We start from the raw sequence: 22689 nt of genomic DNA, 5'->3' as shown, positions 1-22689 counted from the left end.
TCAAATGTTAGAAAAATCATAAAATGAGACTATATAAATAGTTTTCATGACAATTCATATAAAACTGGAAAATAGCTTAAATGTTCCATGGATATATTGGCATATTTTTGATAATGTTATAGAAGTAAAACATACGAAGGGAGAGTTGAAGGCTCCATTTTACACAGGAGCGCAAAAAAATGAAAAAAATAGCGAAAAATTTACTAGTTTTAGTTGTATTATTGTCAATGGTTGTTAGTCCGTTAAATGCCTATGCTGCCCAAACGGTCAAAAAGGAATATAATTTATCACATGGTGTGCAGTATAAACAATATACATACAGCAGTACCAAAACAAATTCTATTAATCATCTTGCTATTAATGTAGACGAAACGACGGAAGTACAATTAGGTATGCCCGCAAATGTCAATGGCAGAGAATCGACAGTAGCAAATGCTAATCGTAATTCACGCGAGGGGAATCGTGTAGTTGGTGCTATTAATGCAAGTTTCTTTGATATGTCTGCAGGTTTCCCATTATTTTTACTAAGTAAAGATAATGTTATTTTAAACGGTGGTGCTGTTTCAAACGGCTCCGATGAATATATGAATGTCCCTACAGCTTTTGGTGTTTCTCCAGATGGCAGTGGTGTCATTGACTATTTTGATTTTAATGTAACCCTTTCTCACAAAGGTAAAGACTATGAAATGACAGGTATGAATCGTGCACGTAATATATATGAAGGGATTGTTTACACACCACAATTTTATAGTAAAACAACAAATACAAATGAATATGGTTTTGAAATCGTAGTAGATACAGGAGCTCCGATTACTGAAAATAAATTTGGTCAAACATTGACAGGGAAAGTTACACAAATTACACCTTATGGATCAAAAGAAAAAATATCCATCCCTTCAACTGGCTTTGTCGTATCATTACAAGGTGGGGATTGGCACAGTAAGCTAAACCAAATTGCAGTTGGAGATGAGTTGAGTGTTAACTTCGCTATTGATAAGCAATGGCAGGATGCAAAATTTATCATGGCAAGTGGTCCGTATTTAGTAAAAGATAATAAACCTTACATTATGATGAGCACATCTAGTAAGCGTGCAACAGAGGTTACAGCACGTACAATTGTGGCGACAAGTAATAATGGAAAAACAGTACACTTTATTACAGTTGATGGAAAACAGAAACATAGCGCAGGGATGAATATGGTTCAACTTGCGAACTATTTAGTGTCGCTTGGTGTAGATCGAGCAATTAACTTAGATGGTGGCGGCTCAACAACTATGGGTATTCGAAATCACGGTAGTAATAATGTCGTATTAGCGAACCTACCATTAAATGCAGGCAATGCGCAACGTCTTGTGTCCGCAACATTACAAGCTGTAAGTACGGCACCAACTGGCAAAGGCACACAAATTAAATATACGAATAGTACAAGCAATGCAACTCTTTTAGCGGGTGCTTCGTCTAGTATAGCAGTACAATATATTTTAGATGCAAACTATAATGCGCTACCATTAGACGGTCATGTATCGCTAACATCTGAGAATAATACTTTAAAAGTTAACGGCTTGACCTATACTTCAACGACAGCTGGCGATGATCGCATTTTCATCAACCACGATGGCTCACCTGTGCAATCATTCCCAGTGAAAGTAGTAGATGCTCCAGCAGTAATGAACATTGCACCAAAGTCAAAAACAGTAGGAGCAGGCGAAACTGTTAAATTTACTGTGGATGCAAAGGATGACGGTGGCAAACCTCTAGTTTACAATGCATCACAGGTGGAATGGTCTGTAGATGGTAATATCGGTACGATTACTAGTGATGGTAAGTTTACAGCTAAAAATCCGGGTGCTACTGGTAAAGTAGTAGCGACTTTAGGAACAAAGCATGTAGAGGCTACTGTAACTGTAGCAAAAGCTGCGTTGTTTAAAGATATTCCAAGTAATTATGTGTACTATAAAGAAATTGAGTATTTAACAAAAAATAATATTATTACAGGCCATCCAGATGGCACATTTAGACCAAATGACAAACTTACACGTGCACATGTAGCAGTTATTATTAGCCGTGCACTTGATTTAAAAACATCAAACGTCAAAAATCCAGGCTTTAAGGATGTTCCAGCGAATCACGATTATTATAAACAAATCGCAGCTGTAGTTGAGTCTGGTATTATGAGTGGTAAAGGCAATAATGTCTTTGATCCAAATGGTACTTTAACTCGTGCACAAATGGCGAAGGTTGTAGCATTAGCTTATAATCTAAAAGGAACAAGCAGCACAAACTTTAAAGATGTATCGAAGAATCATTGGGCATACACATATGTTCAACAGTTAGCTGCAAACAAAATTACAACTGGTTATGGTGATAACACCTTTAAGCCAGATGAAGCGATTAGTCGCGCTCATTTCGGATTATTCCTTTATAGAGCAATTAATCAATAATAGTCGTCCTTAAAGAATGGCTTAGCATTTAAAAAATAGCAAACTAGTAATGTTACCTAGTTTGCTATTTTTCTCTTTAAATAAAAAGGTTATAGATTGGGCAGTTAGGCTTGTATACCTTGCAAATCGATAGTTAATTGATATTTATTTATAACCATATAAGTTGATTAGCGTCCCCAGGAAAGCGCCAAGCCGCAACGGAAATCAACCTTACGTTACGTTGATGAGCAAACATATCACAAAATTAGTAGTGACTTTTGAAGCTCATCTTATTTTTACTAGTTTTAAAAGAACGGAAATGTGCAATTGTGGTATAATCTCAGTATTAAAAAGTAAAAGGATGTTTTTTAATGAAAATAGGCATTGTGGGGAATTACGGCAATGATAATAATGGTGATGAATCAATATTATACGGCATTCTTCAACAAGTAAAACAAACATTTTCGGTAACTAGTGATGACATTACCGTTTTTAGTAATAACACACAACAAACATCCGAACGTTATGGGGTACATAGCTATCCATTGTATTACAGGAAGAGTAATTTATTTAAAACGTTTATCCATACTTATAAAAACAATAAACAATATGTATCAACATTTGACCTCCTCATCATTGGTGGTGGTGGTATTCTTATGGATTTTTATAAACGTGAGGCTCACCTGTATGGAGCGTATGCAATGATGGCAAAACAAAGTAATGTTCCCTACATTATTTACGGATGTGGCGCCGGACCACTTGATACGATTTCCGGGAAAATTAGTATTCGCGCAATGTGTCGTTATGCAGCAAATATCTCTGTACGTGATCCTCAGTCTAAAAAGCTTTTGCAAAGTATTGGGGTGAAAAAGCCAATAGATATTATTGGTGATCCAGCATTTACATTAAAAGGTGATCGTCAACATTACGCCGAAAAACCAATTAAAATAGGTGTATCAGCGGTTCCGTACTATAATGCAAACTATTGGCCAGAGGGCAATGTTGAAAAATATGATGCGTACATTACAGGCATGGCGAAAAATTTAGATCATGTAATTTCTGAACATAATGTCGAAATTACATTCTTTGCCACAAAATTCCCGCAGGACGTCACTGTGACGAAGGATATTCAGAAAAAAATGCAACAACGTGCACATACAAAAATAATTGATGAAAATTTGGTGCCGGAGCGATTACTTGATGTAACTGAAGAACAGGATATTATTATCGGTACACGTCTGCACTCGCTTATTTTGGCAACAAATTCAGAAACTCCGATTATTGCGATATCCTATCATACAAAAGTACAGGATTTTATGTCCTTTGTGGGCGCATCAGATCGTTGCTTACAAATGCAGGATGTAGAGGATGATGTGAAGGCTCTATCCACATTAGTTGGCAAACTAAGTAGCAATTGGGAACAGTCGATTGCGGAGACGAAACAAATTGCTACCCATATTCATAAAGAGGCCATGCGTGGTCAGGAATTAATGAAAAAGGCAGTGACACGTCTATGAAAAAAATACTCGTCATTAGTAATATGTATCCAACATCTGATCATTTATCATTCGGTATTTTTGTGAAAAACCAAGTCACTGCACTTGAAAAAGCAGGACTAGACGTAGATATATCTGTTAATACTAATCCGTCAACAGGTAAGAAAAACACCATTATGAAATATACAAAATGGGGTTTATCGACATTGATGAAAGGCTTAAAAAACAGAAAGTCTATTGATGTCACACATGCACATTATGTGTTTCCATCTGGTATGCTGTCGCTCCTATTAAAGAAAATGTATGGTATACCATTTATCGTTACAGCTCATGGTGGCGATATTGAGCGCATGGCGAAGAAGAACACAAGAATTCGCAATTGGACAGCGAGTATTTTACGTGAAAGTGAATATGTTATCGCAGTAGGTCCTGTCTTAGCTCAACAAATTGAACAAGATTTTGGGATTGAAAAAGGTAAAATCTCTGTTGTTAGTATGGGTGTGAATCGTGAGGTTTTTACAAAAGGAAATCAAGTAGCAGTGTGCAATGAACTACAATTAGCTACTGAGCCATTCAAATTTTTATTTGTAGGAAATGTTATAAAACAAAAAGGCGTTGAAGAGCTGTTACAGGCTTTCCAAATGCTAAAAACAAAAGTATCTCGGCCTTTAGAGTTAAATATTGTAGGTTCTAGAAGAGACCAGGCATTTTTCCAATCTTTGCAACCATTAATCAGTGAAGACGTCAAATTTATAGATCCACTAAAACAACAAGAACTAGTAAAGTGGTTCCAAGCAAGTGATGTCTTTGTATTACCATCCCATTTAGAAGGTTTTGGATTAGTGGCATTAGAGGCATTAGCGACAGATACACCTGTTATTGCTTCAAATGTAGGCGGACTTGTATCTTTGCTTGGAGAGGGCGCAGGGCATTTAGTGGAGCCCGAAAATGCGATGGTTTTATCTGAGGAGATGCTGCGTGCCGTGAACACGCCAAAAGAACAATATATGAATCGTGAAGCGGTCGATGAAGTATTAGCCATTCACGATGAAAAAAATATAACAGCTCGCTGTATAGAGATTTATAAGTCGGCCATTGAAAGTGGGGATGGCCTATGAATAAGTTTATAAAAATAGTTGGGGCAGTTGCGATTATTAATGTCGTGGCCCGTGTATTCGGATTTTTACGTGAAATGATTATCGGATACCAATATGGTAGTAGCCATATTGCTGATAGTATTTTCACAGCTTACACAATTCCAAATTTTTTATATCTAGTCGTAGGTGGTGCATTTACTACTGCTGTTATCTCAATTTATAATCGGGAAACAACGGATCGTGCGCTATTTGTTAAACAGTCCTTCACAATTGTCTTGTTAACGGTTTCAATAATGACAATTCTAATGTTAGCGTTCACTAACCCGATTATGGAGATGTTTAACCAAAGTAAAGATAAAAAAACATTTAGTCAAAGTGAGCTAGATTTAGCTAAAAATCTATATTATTGGATGATGCCTTCGTCAATTTTACTTGTATTGTCCTCATGGTATAGTGGATTGCTAAACGCAAATCAAAAATTCCATTTGTCTAGCTTTGCCATTTTAATTTATAATGCAATCTTTTTAGTGATTGCTGTAGGTTTATCTAAAATTCCAAGCATCGACGCAATGGGATATGGTATTAGTGCATTAGTCAGTGCAGTAATAATGGTATATTTCCTAATTGTTGGATATCGTAAGTTGGATTCACATAAGGTTGGTTTTTCATTTGAACGAAATATTGCATCAAAGCAATTATGGATAATGACTTTACCGATTATGCTCGGTGGCGCTACCATTCAAATTTATGCATTATTACAGCGTGTTTTTGCAGGAATGTTATCTGAAGGGGCAGTAGCTGCTGTAAACTATGCATCAAGGCTTATGCAATTCCCGCAAGCAATTTTAATTACAGCAGTAACGACAGTTATCTTTCCAATTTTGAGTCAAAAAGAAGCAGAGAATGACCTTACTTCCATTAAAAGCCTATACACAAAAGGGTTACATTATCTATTGTTGTTACTTTATCCTGTAACAGTCTACTCATATTTTTACGCAGAGAATCTTGTGCAGGTTGTTTATCAACGTGGTAATTTTGATGCAGCTTCAACTGCAATTACTACACCAGTACTGGCAATCTTCTGTTTATCGATGTATTTTTTAGCTGCAAACGGGTATATAACGCGCTTTTACTATGCAAAGGGTGACTCAATGGCACCTGTTATCTTCAGCTTAATAAATGTATTTGTTATTAACATTGCCGTTATTATGTTACTTGTCGATAAGTGTGGAGCAGAAGCAATTGCATGGGGTACATTAGTGAGTTCAGTAACAAACTTTATTATGCTGATTATTTATGCAGCCTATAAATATGACTTGAAAATGGGGATCTTTAGCAAAGAACTTCAATTTTTCAGATCAGTTCCACCAATGATTATTATCACGATTGTTTTGTATTTTTCAAGCAAGTTTTTAGTATTTGACAACATATGGATAACTTTCATTGTAGGCATTGTTATTTTTAGTGCAGTGGTTGTTGGCTCATACTTATTATTTGGCGTGAAGGAAGTAAAAGAATTTAGTGATAAATTAAAACGGAAATATTTAAAACAATAAGGAAAAGTGGGTATCTTATAAACTGGATACCCACTTTTTTATTTTTCAGGCATGTTGATTAGGAAATATGTGCTTATTGTTGTTTGATAAAGGGATTTTTCGTTTTTACTAAGGTGCACCCATTTGATTCCACTACGACTATGGAAATAAAACTTCATTGGACACTATAAGATCTATCTGCAAAAAAGTTGTTATATTTATAATATTTTATAGTGAAAAAATAGGAGCTGTATTATAATTAGTTTTATTAAAAGCGGAATTTTTTATGAAGATATGGATAAATTGGCATTATTCAGTGATGCCTAAAGGACTATGTCTACTGCAAATTAGATAAGGGGGAAGTATGGCGAGAGGTAGGAAGGTTAATTCAAATGGTGAACGAAGTAAACAATTATTGCTTGAAAAGGCTTTAGAGATATTTTCTGAAAAAGGTTATCATGGTACAAAGGTTAGTGACATTGTAAAAGCCGCTAATGTAACACAGCCAACTTTTTATTTATATTTTGAAAGTAAGGATTCTCTCTACACCGATCTGAATAAACGATTTCAGCATGGGTTTGATGAAATTATGAGTAAACAATCAGAAGAAGTTGAAGAGGGATTAGAAGGCTTTGTTAGAGAGCTAAAGCAAAAAGTACATATGTTATTCGTTTATATAACTGATAATCCTAAATTAACAAAAATCGGATTATTCGAATCTGAGCAGTCACTTGTAATTAAATCTCGACTTACACAGCAATTTACTCACCTTATACATCGTTATGATTGTACCCATATATTACAATCATATTGTGCAGACATAAACATAGTTGTAGATAGTTTTGTAGGGTCCTTTGAGCGTTTAATATTAACTAATTTACTTGAACAAAAAAAACAGCCATGCGAGTTGGCGAGCGACTTGGTTCATTTATACTTTGTAAGAGAAGCAAATTATAAATAGCTCATAACCAAAACGTGTGGTTGATTTCCGTTCCGACTGGGCGCTTTGTTGCTGACGCTTCGCTTTCGCGCAGGGTCTCATATGTGACACTAATCCCCAAGGGGTCGCCCAGTCTCCACTCCAATCAACTTATATAAATGGCATACGTTAAAAAAATGTCATCCACAATTTTTGGTAATGAGCCTTATAAATTTAAAAAAAGATGCTGGGGAAAACTGGTCAAAATCTAAAAAAGCGCGAGAAATCAATTTAAAAACGTTGATTTCTTGCGCTTTTCTCATGTGAAATTTTAAAATTATGCTTCAAAAACTTACTAATGTCCCGTCCTCTTTGTTATTTCTTAACTGTAATATGAAGATAAACGCCTTTTTGAAGCTTATTGCCTGTTTCTTTTTGAAAAGATGGATGAACGAGTAGCATATACTCTTGCCCGCTGTTTAACGGTTTTGATGGGGTAACAAGTAATGAACTACCATCAACTTTTGTAGTAATCGGTACTTCGTTACCGCCTAAAGCGACAAGTTGTACACTACCTTCAGCAATTTGCGAAGAGAGAGCTTGTGAGAATTTCACAGTAAATGTTTTAGAAGTTGGTACATTTTTTAAACTTGCAAGCTCTTTATAATTTGTATATTGTGCTTTAATTGCATCATAATGTGCCTGGAAAATAGGAGCAGTCTTTGTTTGGACGTTCGGTTTTACCCCAACCTCATTAATCGTTTTCCCTAATGGACCTGTAAAATTACCAATCGTAAGCTTTAAATAGCTACCATCCTGCAGTTCAAAAAAGCCTTGCATACAGCCTTTTCCATACGTAGTTTCTCCGTATAAAATAGCAGATTGCTGATCTTGTAATGTTGCTGATAACATTTCAGAGGCGCTAGCACTATAACGGTTTACTAGAATACGTGTATCAGCTGGGAATTTTTCGTTTTGTTTGACTGCACGTATTTTATAAGAGGCATGTGCTTCTTCCAGTAAGTAGGCAATTTTTGCATTCGGGAAAAGCCCTGCAATCTCCTCAGCTGTTGATACATAGCCGCCACCATTGTTTTGTAAATCAAGTATAAAAGAGGTTGCACCACGCTGTTTTAATTGAATAAGCGCATCCTTGACAAGCTTTGCACCATCTTCTGAGAAGGATGACATAGCAATATAGCCAACATCCCCAAATAGTAACGCAGATTCCACATTCGGTAATGTGAATTTTTTTCGTGTAATGGTTGTAGTTGAAGTTTTACCATCTGCATGCTGGAGTTTCACTTCAATTTTAGTATTTTCATCACCAGTTAATAAGGACGAGACTTCTTGGGTAGAGCTTCCTACTACGGATTGTCCGTTAATGGCGATAATAATGTCTCCAGCAACTACACCGGCATTAGATGCACCGCTATCCTCAAATACTTGTAAAATATGAATACCATCTTCATGTTCTTCGATGATTACACCAATCCCAATAGTTGATAGATCGATGCTATTGATAAATTCTTCAAATTCCTTCTTCGTAAAATATGTAGAATAAGGGTCTAGCATATCAATGATTTCAGGAACTGTTTTAGCTTTTTGCAAATTTCCATGGATGGTTCCAACATAGTTTTCCTCAATAATTGCCTTGATTTCCTTTACAAGCTGTTGTTCATCGCTTACAGCAGAAGCGTTTGTAAATGGAATGATGAAAAAGCATAGAACGAATACAAAAGACCAAAATACTTTTTTCATAGGACACCTCTTTTCTAATTATCTTCATTATACATGAATTTCCATATAACCGTGAATAGGAAAAGGAGGGGATTACCTACAAAAAAAAAAGAATCTACTAGCCATTTGCGAAAAAGTAAGTTTATCAAGATTCCTAGACAGTCGTTGTCTAAAAGAAGCTTGAGGCTTATTCGCAAAAAGCAAGCAGATTCTAGTTAGATGAAGAGCTTTATTTTTTTATTAGCTTATGAATGATGAAGCCGACAAGCGCACCGATTATTGCAGGTACAAGCCATGCCAGACTTTGCTCGTATAATGGTAAAGCTTTTAAAATGTTCACATATGGTGTAATAGTAATCTCCATTTCCTTTAAACCATCATTCAAACTAACAAAGAATGTAGGAATTAATGCTAAAATGTAAACAATTTTTCCACCTTTAAAGAAGTTATCGAAAAGCGACAGCACCATTAACACTATTGCTAGCGGATAGATGATTAATAATACAGGTAGTGATGCACTAATAATTGTTTCAAGACCTACGTTTGTAATAGCCGCACTGAATATTGTGAAAATTATCAAAAACGTTTTATACGAAACACTAGGAAATAGTTTATTGAAAAATTGAGCATTGGCAGTCAGTAAACCTACAGCAGTAGATATACATGCTAGTAAAATTGTGGCAGATAATATAATAGTCCCGAGTGTACCAAAAAGAGCTTCAGCTGACTTCGCAATTATAGTACCACCATTATCAAAAGCACCAATTGCACTAACACTAGTGTTACCAATTTGTCCAAGTGCTATATAGACAAATGATAAGCCAATAGCCGCAATAATTCCTGCGAAAATTGTCGTTTTGACTTGCTTTTTAGTATCTGACATACCCATGTCGCGCAATGCTTGCAAAATAACGATTCCGAATACGAGTGCGCTTAGTACATCCATTGTTAAATAGCCTTTAACAAAGCCTTCAGTCAATGGTGACGTAGTGTATTTTCCTATAGCTGCCCCTGGTTCACCCATTGGGGAAATAAAGCTTTTAATAGCTAGTAATAGAATAACACCTAATAGAACAGGCGTTAAAATTTTCCCAACACGATCGACAAGCTTTGAAGGGTTAATAGCTAATAATAGTATTAAGGCAAAAAATATGACAGAAGTAATGAAAAGTGGTGCCCAATGATCTGCTACTCCCTCTGGAAGAAATGGGACGATCCCGATTTCATAGGATACAGAACCCGTACGCGGCACTGCAAAAAATGGTCCAATCGCTAAATAAACGATTGATGTAAAAATAATACCAAAGGTAGGGCCGACACGATTTGCTAGTATTTGTAGATCGCCACCCGCCTTCGCAATTGCAACGATTGCTAATAGCGGTAATCCGACACCAGTTATTAAGAAACCAATCATTGCTGTCGTTATATGTTCACCAGCTTGTTGGCCTAATAATGGGGGGAAGATAATATTTCCGGCACCTAAAAATAAGGCAAATAATAGTAAACCTACTGCCAAATTTTCTTTGATGAAAAGCAAGATGTTCTTCATAAAAATTAAAACTCCTTTAGATTGAAAAGATGAAACTTTCTAAAAATTTTAAATACAGAAGTGTATGTTATCACATGAATACTAATCTTGCAATTAATATTCTATTACAATTTGTAAGAATCTGTCGGAATCAGTAATTTTCATAAATTGTTTGAAAAATAGTCAATTTATCTGATATCTGATTTCTAAAATATCTAGTATGATAGACACACAAGGAAATATTTTAGCACGAACGGAGGCAAATTGATATGAAAAAGACAAAAAAATTAAGAATCCTTGCTTTAAGTACTATTGCTACTTCTTTTTTAGCATTTCAGACCGCAGAGGCAGCTACATATACCGTGCAAAAAGGAGATACTTTAACTAAAATCGCTCAAAACAATAAAGTAACAGTACAAGACATAAAAAGCTGGAACAATTTAAAGAATGATCTGATTTATGTCGCGCAAAAGCTTGAAGTTTCAAAACAAGCTACTAATGATGCGGTAAAACCTTCAAATCCATCAACAACAAATCCATCAACACAAAAGCCGACAACACCATCAAAGCCCACAGCTGTTTCACATACAGTCGTTAAAGGCGATTCATTATCCAAAATCGCTAAGCAATATAATGTGACAGTAAAGGACATTAAAGACTGGAATGGACTTACGACAGACACAATTTACGTTGGACAGGTGTTAAAATTATCTCCAGTAGCTTCAATACCCGAGAGTGATACAGTACATAATAACGGATCTTCAGGTGTGGGAACATCAACAGAAACAACTAAAGATCCTACAGCTAATGGACAAGCTATTTATAAGAAAACAGTAGACGTAGCTAATTCATTAGTAGGAACACCATATCTCTATGGTGGCAACACATCTGAAGGCCTAGATTGCAGTGGCTTTATTTACTACGCCTTTAATCAAGGTGGTTTAAAAATTGGAAGAGACAGTAGCGAAGGATATTTCTACGGTAACACAACACAAGTTAAAAATCCGACAGCGGGAGATTTAGTATTTTTCCAAAATACGTATAAAGATGGAATATCTCATATGGGTATTTATATAGGTAACAATAAATTTATCCATGCAGGATCAGACGGTGTTGAAATTTCGGACGTTACATACTCTTACTGGTCTACAAGATTAGTAGCTTATAAACGATTCGACGCTATTAAATAAAGTAAAAGTGATATTTGCAAATATGCAAATATCGCTTTTTTTATGTTAGGTAAATGCAGGTATGAAGTCGAACAATCGCTGATAAAAGGTTGCGCATCGCTGATAAAAAAGACAGAATCGCTGATAGAACAAGGTACATCGCTGATAAAAGAGGTAGAATCGCTGATAGAACAAGGAACATCGCTGATAAAAGTACCATAATCGCTGATATAACACAGAAACATCGCTGATAAGAGTGCCAGTCATAATCGCTGATAGAACAAGGAACATCGCTGATAAAAGTGCCAGAATCGCTGATAAACCCCGGAACATCGCTGATAAAAGTGCCAGAATCGCTGATAAACCCCGGAACATCGCTGATAAAAGAGCTAGAATCGCTGATAAACCCCGGAACATCGCTGATAAGAGTGCTAGAATCGCTGATAGAACCCAGAACATCGCTGATAAAAGTGTCATATTCGCTGATAAGCATCAAACAACGCCGTTACACCGAGAAGAAAATAAACAAAAAAACCCTTCTTTCTATAAAAAGAAGGGTTTTCAACACTTTATTGCGTTACGCGTGCTGTCCAACGAGAAAGGTCGGCATCTTTCGCGTCAACAAGCTCTGCAGGGAAGATAAATGTCCATGGCTTTGTTGAGTTTGGTTGCACAGTTAATATTGGATCCATTTTAAATGAACCTTTTGCAATTTGTTTGCCTGTTGCGTCAATAATTTCTAGTGGTAATTGTTCTAGGTTAATAGCTTTATTATGTCCGTTACGAATGAAGATAGACACATTAAAATTACCATTATCAGCAAGTTTCGCTTGTAGGCCGGTGAAGTTTACTTCTGTTTCACCTAACTTAGGTAAAGTTTTTACGATTTTCGCAAGTTCCTCTTTTTGTGCTTCAGGTAGTTGTTTTTCCCATGATGGGTCTAATTCTAATTGGTGACCGCGAAGGGAAACAAGGTTGAACGCGATTTTCCAGCCATCTTCTGGTATTTCATCGACTTTTATCGTTGATTTTTCAAATTCAAATACCCATGGACGAGCACTTTCTGCTGGAATTGTGCCAAGTGCTGCAAAGTCGAACTTTTTAGATGCTACAAGCTCGTCATTTTTATCCATAATAAACAGCTCAATTTCACCAAGCTCAATTGCTTGAGGTAATGATGAGCGGAAAAATGCACGCACTTGCCATTTTTTAGAGCGCATATCTTCTTCTATACTAATAGAAGAAAGTGATAATTGATTTGGCTTTAATGGTTCTAGCTCATTAGCAAGGAAATTAAATATATATTTTTGCTCTTGAGGCACTTCCCAATCTGGATGATAAGATAATTTCGTCACAACATCCTGATTATTGTCTGTATTTTCTACTTCGATGTTTTGAAGTAGATCCTTAGAATCGATTGTATTTTCTTGCCCTAGTTTGTCTGATTTTTTAAAGAATGAGAATAAGCCCATTATTGTACCTCCATTTGTGCTTCAATCATTTTCATGAAGCCTGTAATTTCAATAATTATAGAACGACGTAATTCTTGGAAATTCATTCCAAATAGCTCGAGGCCTTCACGTTGGTAAATTCGCATCGGGTCTTCTTGTTGGTAATGGCGTAAGCCGATTCCTTCTTTTAAGTGTGCCATGTTTTCTAAATGCTTTACCCAGCCACTGTCTATGTAGCTTAGCATCACATTCGGAATAATAGTCATTACTTCTGCGTTATCAGCGAATTTTTCCATGCGATCAAGCAACTCTTGTTCAGAAGGTTGAATATCAGCTAAAATTTGTTTTACTTTACCCACTTCACGATCTATTGTGACAGGAGTAATAAATAGTGAATTGAGAGAGCTTTCCATTTGATCGTAATCCCATTCAACTGAAGGGAGTTCATCTGAAGCAGCTTCGCGAACAGCAAAATCAACCGTTTCACTTAGCATTTTTTTCAGCTCACCCATTAAATCTTCACCAGCTAAAATTTTATCACGTAGACCGTAAATAACTGTACGCTGGTCATTGATCACATCATCTAATTTTAGGTTGTAATCACGCATACCGTATTGAGAGCCTTCAACAATACGTTGTGTACGGTTAATAAGTTCTTGAACCTCTTTATTTTGGATAATGCCTTTTTCATCAACAATCATTTTTTCTGAGAATTTTTCAACCTCTTCTTTTGCATAACGGCGGAACATATCATCTTCAATAGAGAGAATGAAGCGGCTTTCACCTATGTCACCTTGGCGACCTGAACGACCGCGTAGCTGATTATCTACACGGCGGCTTTCATGCTTTTCGGTACCGATGACATATAAGCCTCCAAGCTCGTGAACTGCTTCATCTAGCACAATATCTGTACCGCGGCCGGCCATATTTGTTGCTACAGTAACACGACCTTTCTGACCAGCCTGTGAAATCAGCTCAACCTCTTGCTCAACTGTTTTAGCGTTCAGTAATTGGAATTTTAATCCTGCTTTCTTTAAGTAATCGGCTACTGTTTCAGATTGCAGTATTGACGTTGTCCCAATTAAAACAGGTTGTCCCTTGTCGTGACGACGTTTAGCTTCAGCTGCTACGAACTTATATTTATCTTCTTGTTTGTTGAAAATAATATCAGGCTGATCGACACGTTGACGTGGACGGTTTGTTGGAATTTGAATAACTTCCATGCCGTATACTTCACGGATTTCTTTTTCCTGAGTTTTCGCCGTACCCGTCATCCCAGAAAGCTTCGGATACATACGGAAATAGTTCTGAATTGTAATCTGTGCCTGTGCTTTATTTTCTTCAGTAATCGTTACGCCTTCTTTTGCTTCAATTGCTTGATGTAAGCCATCAGATAGCGAGCGACCTTCTAAAATGCGACCTGTGAACATATCAACAAGCTCGATTTTGTCATCTTTTACGATGTAATCAACATCACGCTTGAACATTACGTGTGCACGAACTGCTTGGATCACATAATGGTAAAGTGTTTGGTGTTCAAGATCATAAAGATTATCAACATTGAAGGCAGCCTCAACCTTTTCAATGCCTTTATCTGTTAAAGAAGTAGCTTTTGTTTCTTCATCAAAATCGTAATCTTCTTCTTCTTTAAAACGTTTAGCTAGCATAGAAGCAATGCGATGTAACTCATCATTCGCAGGCATTTTCCCAGCGATAATAAGCGGTGTTTTTGCCTCATCAATAAGTACACTATCGACTTCATCGATAATGGCGAAGTGATAAGGACGCTGTACTTTATCTGCTAAGCTATGAGCCATGTTGTCGCGTAAGTAGTCAAATCCGAACTCAGTACCTACACCATATGTAATATCGGCGTTATAGGCTTCTTTTTTGGCATCTGGCTCCATCATTGGTATATTTAAACCAACTGTTAAACCAAGGAAACGATGGATTTGACCGACAAGCTCGTAGTCACGCTTAGCTAGATAGTCATTAACGGTAATAACGTGAACACCTTTACCTTCTAATGCGCGTACATATGAAGGAAGAGAAGCGACAAGCGTTTTACCTTCACCTGTAGGCATTTCTGCAATATTGCCTTCAGTTAAAACAAGACCACCGATAAGCTGTACATCAAAATGACGCATACCTAATACACGTTTTGAGGCTTCGCGTACAACAGCAAATGCGTCTGGGATGATAGATGTAATTGGTTCGCCTTGTTCTAAACGATCCTTGAAAATAAAAGTCATTTCTTTTAAATCTTCATCTGACTTATTTACATATTTTTCTTCAAGACTATTGATTTGATCTACTATTTTATAGTAGCTTTTTAATTGACGAGCACTAGTTTGCTCATTGTTGCGTTTGAAAATTGAGAACATGAAATATACGCTCCTTTTAAGTTGTCTAAATGCTAGACACTACATTATTTTATCAAATTTTACGAATGATGACTACATTTGACATGCAGCATTCTTCCAATTTGAAAAAGAAGAATAATATTTGTGAAATGGTGGAAAATAAATAGAAAAAGTATATTTCGGCGTCTGTTCGTGCTATAATCAATTAGAATTTAAATGTAGATTATTTTTTTGAGGAGGAGAGACATGCTTTACGTGTCTTTAATAGCAGCATTTGTTGCTTCAATATTGTTAACTCCACTAGTTAAACGATTAGCATTCAGAATAGGTGCTGTCGATGCACCAAACTATCGAAAAGTACATGCACGAATTATGCCAAGACTTGGGGGATTGGCGATTTTCCTTGCGTTTTTAATAGCTGTGGCTATATTCCAGCCGATTTTGATATACAATGAAAATGGTAGCGATTTTTTACTGGCAATTATAATTGGAGCTTGTATTATCGTAGCAACAGGTGTCATAGACGATATGCGTGAAATTTCCGCAAAAGCAAAATTAATTGGTCAGCTTGTTGCGGCACTTATCGTTATTTTTGTAGGTGGAATTCAAATTGAAATGGTTAATTTACCATTTGTAGGTGAATTAAATTTTGGATTACTAAGTATTCCTTTAACAGTTCTTTGGATTGTTGGTATTACAAATGCCATTAATTTAATCGATGGCTTAGATGGCCTAGCAGCAGGTGTTTCAACGATTGCCCTTATTACTTTAGCGGTTATGGCATTAATCATGGGTAATATGTTCGTTTTAGCAATCGCAGCCATTTTAGCAGCAGCAACATTTGGATTTTTATTTTACAATTTCCACCCAGCAAAAATCTTCATGGGAGATACAGGAGCCTTATTCCTTGGCTTTATGATATCAGTGCTCGCATTGCTTGGATTTAAAAATATAACGGTCGTAACATTAATTATCCCAGTTATTATTCTAGGTGTGCCGATTTCTGATACATTCTTTGCGATTGTTCGTCGCGTACGCATGAAGAAAAAATGGTCTGATCCAGATAAATCACATTTGCATCACCGTTTACTAGATATGGGCTTCACACATCGCCAAACAGTACTCATTATTTATGGGATTGCCATCATGTTTGGTTTAGCAGCCATCATTTTCTCAATGGCAAAGGTATGGGGTGCCATTTTACTCGTAGCTGTCATTTTAACTGCAATTGAAATTTTGGTTGAAGTCATCGGACTCGCGGGTAAAAACTATAAACCACTATTGAATTTTGTGCGGATATTTAATAAATAAAACATTCAAGCAATCATCCATTTTATGGATGGTTGCTTTTTTACTTTATGTGATCTTACTGAGGTGGCATAGAGGGAAGTGGGCTTGTAAGAAGTTCGAATCTTTGCGAAAAAACCCTCAGGTAGAGTGGTGAGGTGTGGAAGTGCTCAGGCGGGTCGGAGAACGGATCGGGTAAAGAGAAAAACTTTTATGTTTTGGCAGCGTTCCTTGCTTGGTTAGCGGCGGAATTTCGGGTTTTAGTGGCGATCTTTGCTCGATTAGCGGCGCAACTTTATGTTTTGGCGGCGTTCTTCCTTAGGTTAGCGGCGCAACTCACACTTTTAGCGGCGAATCCCAATATAAGCTGGACAATTTGACAAAACTAAAGTCAGGGTTGAAAAACTTTGTATAAAGTTTTACACAATATTAAGGACATGACGAAAAACTACTCAGGTAGGCTGTTAAACTCCTAGGGTACGGTGGAAATCTGCTCAGGCAAGGAGGAAATCCGCGTAGGTAAACCTCAGAACTGCTCAGGCAAGGAGAAAATCCGCTCAGGTAGACTTAGAACTGCTCGGGCAAGGAGAAAATCTGTGCAGGTATACCTTAGAACTGCTCGGGCAAGGAGAAAATCTGTGCAGGTATACCTTAGAACTGCTCAGGCAAGGAGAAAATCTGCGCAGGTAGACCTCAGAACTGCTCAGGCAAGGAGGAAATCTGCGCAGGTAGACCCCAGAACTGCTTAAGCAAGGAGAAAATCCGCTCAGGTAGACCCCAGAACTGCTTAGGCAAGGAGAAAATCAGAAAATCCGCTCAAGTAGAACTCAGAACTGCTCGAGTAACATGGAGCAAAACTCAGGTCAATAAGTGCTCCAATCTATAATTTCCACGTTAAGCAAACATCACGAAATCATGCCAAACAAAAAGCCTTTCCATAATTTAAAGTGGAAAGGCTTTTATAGTTACTGAGTGTTATCTTTATCTGTTGAATCTTCGCCAGCAGCGTTATCTTTATCAGTATTTTTATTCGTTAAGCTACTAGATGCTTTATTTGTGTCAAGATGGTTTTTTAGCGTTTGTGATACTTCATCAACCGATTTTTGATTTAATTGGTAGTAGTAAATACCAGTTGACATATCATCTGTACCATCTAATGTTAAAGAATCGATACGTGGCATCCCTTGTGATAAATAAGATAGGAATGACTTCATTTCGCTAAATGTCATATTTGTCTTCATGTTATCACCAAGTGCTCTAATGACATCATCGTATTTTGTAATGGATTCTACCGAAGAAACTTTATTGATGATCGCTGTTAAAATCTCTTGTTGACGTTTGCCGCGTTCAATATCATTGTCTTGCTTACGTGTTCTTGCGAGTGCAAGTGCTTGACTTCCGTTTAAATGCTGTAAACCAGGCTCTAAGTTGATGGCATTGCGATCGAATTCGTCTTTTTCGTGTAACTTGTACGGTACATCAGCTTCAATTCCACCTAATGCATCAACAACGTCAATAAACGCATTAAAGTTCATACGAACATAGTAGTCAATTGGCACATCTAATAGTTTTTCTACTGTATCAATTGTTGAAATTGTTCCACCATGAGCATGTGCATGAGTAATTTTATCATTACGTCCCATTGAAGGAATGTATACATAAGAATCTCGAGGGATACTCAACATTTTAATTGTTTTTGTTTTATTATTTAATGTTGCTAGAATAAGGGCGTCTGAACGTGAGTTCTCAGAGCCTTGCCCGCGATCTTCACTATCATCAACACCGACAAATAGGATTGAAACGTTATCGTGTACTGGTTCAACCTTCTCATTACGAAGTGCAGAAATGTCTCGACCTTTTAATTCTTCATGTGCTGAGTCAGCTGCATGCTTTACTTGCTTCGTAATATATACACCATAAGCAGTTGCGCAAATTAGTAAACTAGCAACAAGAAGAAGGGAAACTTTTATAATTATGGAAGCTTTGGAAGGCCTCTTTTTGCTTTTAATTCTATTTTTCATTTTTAATATATTCTCCTCTGAATTTTGGGAATAATAAAGCGGTTAAACTAAACTTATTCAAGTAATCTTAGAAAATGTGTAAAAGATAAAATAGCTCAATATTAAAATTATACTATGGATATTTAGCATTCGACAATTAAAACTATTTATTTCACAACAAATTCAATAAATTGAGCATTCTCAAAAGCAATATTTGCTTGTCCGTTTGTCATTTCTGTTACCCAGTTTTGGAATTGTTCTTCTTCCTCTTTTAATACGGATACAATAATTTCGACGCCTTCTAAATAGCGAATTTCTTCTAAAGTATATGAGGAACCTCGAATTTCATTTTCTACTTTACCTAGCCAAGTGTAATCAATGGAAATGTTCATAAAATGGTGAAGCTTGCGTTCAACTACTTGGGCAGCAAGTAATCCTTCTGTTGTCGCTTTTCCATACGCTCGAATAAGACCGCCACCGCCAAGCTTAATGCCACCAAAGTAGCGTGTGACGACAACGACCGTATCTTTTAACCCTTGTTTTTTTAGGACTTCTAACATAGGGACGCCAGCTGTGCCACTAGGTTCCCCGTCATCGTTTGCTTTTTGAATATGATCATGCTCTCCAATAATATAGGCTGAACAATTATGTGTAGCATTATGATGCAATTTTTTTATGCGTTCAATAAAAGAAATTGCATCCTCTTCCGTTTCTGCACGTTCTATATAAGTAAGGAAGCGAGATTTTGAAATAACAATTTCACTTTCTCCGTATCCTTTTACAGTTAAATAGTTTTCTCTCATCAGTATCAATCTCCTTTAAAGTAGAGTTCTATTCTATAATTTTCATAAAGAAAAAGCATTAAATTTTAACATGAGAATGCTATAATAGGTGTAGACTATGTAATTGGTCTATTGAAATAGTAAGTAATCATAAGACATTAGACTGGGGAGTATACTATGTTTTCAAATGATACCTTCGATTTAAAGTCGCTTGATGACATATTTAATCGAATGTTAGAAACAATCATGAGCTCAAAAGATGATATCTTTATTATAAGCGAACAAAGCCGAAGAAATTTCGAAGATATGAAAATAGAGCTAGAAATTGTTCGAAAACAAGTTTCAATTGTTATTGATGAAGGCGATGCTTTAGAAAAAAGTACACAGCTCGCTAAGCAAAGACTTGTGTTAGTAAGTAAAGCTTTTGATAATTATACCGAAGAACAAGTTAGAGAAGCATATGAAACTGCACATGATTTTCAAGTGAAACTCTCCGTTATTAGAACACAAGAAAAGCAACTACGTGATAAAAGAGATGATTTAGAGAGAAGATTAAGAGCGTTACTCGATACGATTGAACGTGCAGATCATATTGTCAATCAGGTAAATGTCGTTTTGAATTACTTAACTTCAGATTTAAAAAATGTTGGTTTAGCACTTGAACAAGCAAAAATGAAACAAGATTTTGGTATACGAATTATTGCAGCACAAGAAGAGGAGCGCAAACGTCTATCTAGAGAAATTCATGATGGACCTGCTCAAATGCTGGCAAATGTACTAATGCGCACTAATTTAATAGACAGAACGTATCGTGAAAAGGGCATTGAATATGCTTTGGCTGAAATTGCTGATTTAAAGAAAACGGTGCGTAATGCATTATCAGAGGTGCGACGTATAATCTATGATTTAAGACCAATGGCACTTGATGATTTGGGAATTGTTCCGACATTAAAAAAATACTTATCGACAGTGACTGAATATAATCCTGGTGTTGAAGTTCATTTCCAATCGAGAAGCACCGAAAAGCGTATACCATCAAATTATGAAGTATCTATTTTCCGGTTAGTGCAAGAATGTGTTACAAATGCCATGAAACACGGGAAATGTAAAGATATTTGGGTAAAACTGGAGTGGTTGAAAAATTCCGTAAATATCGTTGTAAAGGACGATGGTATAGGTTTCAATCCACAGAAGGTTAAAGACCATTCCTTTGGGATTTTAGGTATGAAAGAACGTATCGAAATTTTGGATGGGACAATCTCAATTACAAGTGAGATAAATCGAGGTACGACGGTTTTATTTAAAATTCCGTTAGAAGTAGAGTAAAATGATTGTTGGAGAATTTTAGGGGGTAAAGACAAATGACGAAGATTATTATTGTAGACGATCACCAGCTATTCCGCGAAGGAGTAAAACGTATTTTAGATTTTGAAGATACATTTGACGTAGTAGCAGAAGGTGACGATGGTACAGATGTGGTTTCTTTATATGCTGAAAATCAACCAGATGTTGTACTAATGGATATTAATATGCCGGGGAAAAATGGAGTAGAGGCAACGGCAGAATTAATTAGTGAATTCCCAGATGCGAAGGTTATTATGTTATCCATTCATGATGATGAAACGTACGTAACACACGCGCTAAAATCTGGATCACTTGGCTATATGCTAAAAGAGATGGATGCTGACGAAATTGTTGAAGCCATTAAAGTAGTTGCGAATGGTGGATCTTACCTACATCCAAAAGTAACTAAAAATTTAGTAGCGGAATTCCGTCGTCTTTCTGAGCATGAAAATAAAGGTAACTTCCATCAAACAGAAATTCGTCGCCCATTCCATTTACTAACAAAACGTGAATGTGAAGTATTACAATTACTAACAGATGGACAATCTAACCGTACAATTGGTGAGACACTGTTCATTTCTGAAAAAACAGTTAAAAACCACGTTTCAAGCATTTTACAAAAAATGAATGTAAACGACCGTACACAAGCTGTTGTTACAGCCATTAAAAATGGCTGGGTTGAAGTACGTTAATAGCATATATTGAAATTAAAGCTGTTTTTAAAGGCTACTATCTTATTTAGTAGTTTTTAAAGCAGTTTTTTTAGTGAAAGTAACCCACAATAGCCAAATGTCATATAAAAAGGTGTAACAATTTATACATAGTAATAGTGCAACATTTTAAAACCATGGGCGTCATAAGGAAGGCGTAACACCTAAATGTTGAAAATGCACAACAAAATTCCTACAACGGGATTTATATGCTACAATATGCGCGGGAGGTTTTTTGATGTTAAAGAAAAGTTTTCTAGCAGTTTTTACCCTATTAATGTTAACTACATTAGTGTTAACTGCCTGTGGTAATAAAAAAGATGATGAAATGAGTGCAGAAGAAAGACAAAAAATCATTGATGATGGAACCGTCGGGTTTGAAAAGAATGGTGGGAACATAACAAAGGCAGAAAATATCCCTGCTGAAGAAAACAAAGTGATATTAGCAGCCTTTAATGAATATATTGCGGCTCTCAATTCAAAAGAAATTGATCGTTATATGCAAACACTCTCAAAGAATCCAAAAGGTTTCAATTATGAGGGAGAAAAGAACTACATTAAAGAAGTATTTAAACAGTCAGACGTTAAACGAGATGCTAAAGATACTACGATTATAAAATATAGCGAAAATGAAGCACAGGTCTATTCAAATATAACATCGCATTTAGTACAAACTACAACAAATATAAAGCATGAAAGTGCCGGACAACAAGTGACAGTATTCGTCAAAGAAGATGGACTCTGGAAGGTCACTAGCGTCTTCTATACTGGAGATGAAACGAAATCAACTACTGGCAAATAAAATGAGGATATCTTCATTCAGGCTCATCACTAAGAGTTGAGGTTGG

General features: G+C 36.4%; 17 protein-coding genes. 10 read left to right on the top strand and 7 right to left on the bottom strand.

From position 1 onward, the window contains the following. The first annotated feature begins 179 nt into the window (after positions 1–179). The 5 genes from ACMZ42_RS20490 (at position 180) to ACMZ42_RS20470 (ending at position 7509) form a co-directional block, all read left to right on the top strand. A complete protein-coding gene (locus ACMZ42_RS20490) occupies positions 180–2441 on the top strand; it encodes an S-layer homology domain-containing protein (RefSeq protein ID WP_415732593.1) in 2262 nt (753 codons plus the stop codon). 350 nt (positions 2442–2791) lie between these two features. Continuing rightward, the gene (locus ACMZ42_RS20485) at positions 2792–3937 is read left to right on the top strand and encodes a polysaccharide pyruvyl transferase family protein (RefSeq protein WP_415732592.1); all 1146 of its coding nucleotides are present in this window, start codon (positions 2792–2794) and stop codon (positions 3935–3937) included. Then, complete coding sequence (locus tag ACMZ42_RS20480) at positions 3934–5034, top strand: glycosyltransferase (RefSeq protein ID WP_415732591.1); 1101 nt, start codon at positions 3934–3936, stop codon at positions 5032–5034. The genes ACMZ42_RS20485 and ACMZ42_RS20480 overlap by 4 nt, the downstream gene beginning before the upstream one ends. Continuing rightward, on the top strand, positions 5031–6569 hold the full coding sequence (murJ, locus tag ACMZ42_RS20475) for a murein biosynthesis integral membrane protein MurJ (RefSeq protein ID WP_415732590.1): 1539 nt from the start codon (positions 5031–5033) through the stop codon (positions 6567–6569). The genes ACMZ42_RS20480 and murJ overlap by 4 nt, the downstream gene beginning before the upstream one ends. Positions 6570–6912: 343 nt before the next feature. Beyond that, positions 6913–7509 (top strand): TetR/AcrR family transcriptional regulator, encoded by a 597-nt coding sequence (locus ACMZ42_RS20470; protein WP_370078381.1) that lies wholly within the window; start codon positions 6913–6915, stop codon positions 7507–7509. Between the two features lie 333 nt (positions 7510–7842). Here the strand turns inward: ACMZ42_RS20470 and ACMZ42_RS20465 are convergent, their stop codons facing one another. Beyond that, complete coding sequence (locus ACMZ42_RS20465) at positions 7843–9228, bottom strand: S41 family peptidase (RefSeq protein ID WP_415732589.1); 1386 nt, start codon at positions 9226–9228, stop codon at positions 7843–7845. Between the two features lie 208 nt (positions 9229–9436). Then, on the bottom strand, positions 9437–10756 hold the full coding sequence (brnQ, locus tag ACMZ42_RS20460) for a branched-chain amino acid transport system II carrier protein (protein ID WP_370078377.1): 1320 nt from the start codon (positions 10754–10756) through the stop codon (positions 9437–9439). A gap of 248 nt (positions 10757–11004) precedes the next feature. Between brnQ and ACMZ42_RS20455 the strand changes: the two genes are divergently transcribed. Further along, complete coding sequence (locus tag ACMZ42_RS20455) at positions 11005–11925, top strand: LysM peptidoglycan-binding domain-containing protein (RefSeq protein ID WP_370078375.1); 921 nt, start codon at positions 11005–11007, stop codon at positions 11923–11925. A gap of 40 nt (positions 11926–11965) precedes the next feature. On the opposite strand, the gene ACMZ42_RS20450 is transcribed toward ACMZ42_RS20455, so the two are convergent. The 3 genes from ACMZ42_RS20450 to secA2 all read right to left on the bottom strand — a co-directional run bounded on the left by ACMZ42_RS20450 (position 11966) and on the right by secA2 (position 15739). Next, entirely contained in the window at positions 11966–12397 is a 432-nt protein-coding gene (locus ACMZ42_RS20450) for a hypothetical protein (RefSeq protein WP_415732588.1), read from the bottom strand. Positions 12398–12473: 76 nt separating this feature from the next. Then, positions 12474–13376, bottom strand: coding sequence for an accessory Sec system S-layer assembly protein (locus ACMZ42_RS20445; RefSeq protein WP_415732587.1), 903 nt, complete (start codon positions 13374–13376; stop codon positions 12474–12476). Next, on the bottom strand, positions 13376–15739 hold the full coding sequence (gene secA2, locus ACMZ42_RS20440; protein ID WP_415732586.1) for an accessory Sec system translocase SecA2: 2364 nt from the start codon (positions 15737–15739) through the stop codon (positions 13376–13378). Before secA2 ends, ACMZ42_RS20445 begins: the two co-directional genes overlap by 1 nt. Before the next feature lie 225 nt (positions 15740–15964). Between secA2 and ACMZ42_RS20435 the strand changes: the two genes are divergently transcribed. Further along, positions 15965–17029 (top strand): glycosyltransferase family 4 protein, encoded by a 1065-nt coding sequence (locus tag ACMZ42_RS20435; RefSeq protein ID WP_370078369.1) that lies wholly within the window; start codon positions 15965–15967, stop codon positions 17027–17029. A 941-nt stretch (positions 17030–17970) separates the two neighbouring features. Here ACMZ42_RS20435 and ACMZ42_RS20430 read toward each other — a convergent pair. Together ACMZ42_RS20430 and ACMZ42_RS20425 are read right to left on the bottom strand one after the other, a co-directional pair. Further along, entirely contained in the window at positions 17971–19026 is a 1056-nt protein-coding gene (locus ACMZ42_RS20430; RefSeq protein ID WP_415732585.1) for an LCP family protein, read from the bottom strand. 146 nt (positions 19027–19172) lie between these two features. Next, positions 19173–19808, bottom strand: a complete 636-nt coding sequence (locus ACMZ42_RS20425) for a YigZ family protein (RefSeq protein ID WP_370078365.1) — start codon at positions 19806–19808, stop codon at positions 19173–19175. A 156-nt stretch (positions 19809–19964) separates the two neighbouring features. On the opposite strand from ACMZ42_RS20425, the gene ACMZ42_RS20420 reads away from it, so the two are divergent. The 3 genes from ACMZ42_RS20420 (at position 19965) to ACMZ42_RS20410 (ending at position 22643) form a co-directional block, all read left to right on the top strand. Beyond that, positions 19965–21113 carry a sensor histidine kinase gene (locus ACMZ42_RS20420; protein WP_402872407.1) on the top strand — a complete coding sequence of 383 codons (1149 nt, stop codon included), beginning with the start codon at positions 19965–19967 and terminating at the stop codon, positions 21111–21113. Positions 21114–21148: 35 nt separating this feature from the next. Continuing rightward, positions 21149–21823 carry a response regulator gene (locus ACMZ42_RS20415; protein WP_132360514.1) on the top strand — a complete coding sequence of 225 codons (675 nt, stop codon included), beginning with the start codon at positions 21149–21151 and terminating at the stop codon, positions 21821–21823. 256 nt (positions 21824–22079) lie between these two features. Next, entirely contained in the window at positions 22080–22643 is a 564-nt protein-coding gene (locus tag ACMZ42_RS20410; RefSeq protein WP_415732584.1) for a DUF3225 domain-containing protein, read from the top strand. Positions 22644–22689 lie beyond the last annotated feature (46 nt).

Origin of the sequence: Lysinibacillus sp. NPDC056185 (assembly GCF_047737915.1) — a bacterium.
Classification (GTDB): domain Bacteria; phylum Bacillota; class Bacilli; order Bacillales_A; family Planococcaceae; genus Lysinibacillus.
The sequence above is the reverse complement of the archived record's forward strand: the minus strand, read 5'-3'. Positions and strand labels throughout refer to the sequence as shown.

Excerpts from the sequence above, each read along its gene's own strand:
- secA2 (WP_415732586.1), bottom strand. The coding sequence starts at position 15,739 with ATGTTCTCAATTTTCAAACGCAACAATGAGCAAACTAGTGCTCGTCAA.
- murJ (WP_415732590.1), top strand. The coding sequence starts at position 5,031 with ATGAATAAGTTTATAAAAATAGTTGGGGCAGTTGCGATTATTAATGTC.
- ACMZ42_RS20425 (WP_370078365.1), bottom strand. The coding sequence starts at position 19,808 with ATGAGAGAAAACTATTTAACTGTAAAAGGATACGGAGAAAGTGAAATT.
- ACMZ42_RS20445 (WP_415732587.1), bottom strand. The coding sequence starts at position 13,376 with ATGGGCTTATTCTCATTCTTTAAAAAATCAGACAAACTAGGGCAAGAA.
- brnQ (WP_370078377.1), bottom strand. The coding sequence starts at position 10,756 with ATGAAGAACATCTTGCTTTTCATCAAAGAAAATTTGGCAGTAGGTTTA.
- ACMZ42_RS20435 (WP_370078369.1), top strand. The coding sequence starts at position 15,965 with ATGCTTTACGTGTCTTTAATAGCAGCATTTGTTGCTTCAATATTGTTA.
- ACMZ42_RS20450 (WP_415732588.1), bottom strand. The coding sequence starts at position 12,397 with ATGCTTATCAGCGAATATGACACTTTTATCAGCGATGTTCTGGGTTCT.
- ACMZ42_RS20485 (WP_415732592.1), top strand. The coding sequence starts at position 2,792 with ATGAAAATAGGCATTGTGGGGAATTACGGCAATGATAATAATGGTGAT.
- ACMZ42_RS20470 (WP_370078381.1), top strand. The coding sequence starts at position 6,913 with ATGGCGAGAGGTAGGAAGGTTAATTCAAATGGTGAACGAAGTAAACAA.
- ACMZ42_RS20415 (WP_132360514.1), top strand. The coding sequence starts at position 21,149 with ATGACGAAGATTATTATTGTAGACGATCACCAGCTATTCCGCGAAGGA.
- ACMZ42_RS20455 (WP_370078375.1), top strand. The coding sequence starts at position 11,005 with ATGAAAAAGACAAAAAAATTAAGAATCCTTGCTTTAAGTACTATTGCT.
- ACMZ42_RS20430 (WP_415732585.1), bottom strand. The coding sequence starts at position 19,026 with ATGAAAAATAGAATTAAAAGCAAAAAGAGGCCTTCCAAAGCTTCCATA.
- ACMZ42_RS20480 (WP_415732591.1), top strand. The coding sequence starts at position 3,934 with ATGAAAAAAATACTCGTCATTAGTAATATGTATCCAACATCTGATCAT.
- ACMZ42_RS20410 (WP_415732584.1), top strand. The coding sequence starts at position 22,080 with ATGTTAAAGAAAAGTTTTCTAGCAGTTTTTACCCTATTAATGTTAACT.
- ACMZ42_RS20420 (WP_402872407.1), top strand. The coding sequence starts at position 19,965 with ATGTTTTCAAATGATACCTTCGATTTAAAGTCGCTTGATGACATATTT.
- ACMZ42_RS20490 (WP_415732593.1), top strand. The coding sequence starts at position 180 with ATGAAAAAAATAGCGAAAAATTTACTAGTTTTAGTTGTATTATTGTCA.
- ACMZ42_RS20465 (WP_415732589.1), bottom strand. The coding sequence starts at position 9,228 with ATGAAAAAAGTATTTTGGTCTTTTGTATTCGTTCTATGCTTTTTCATC.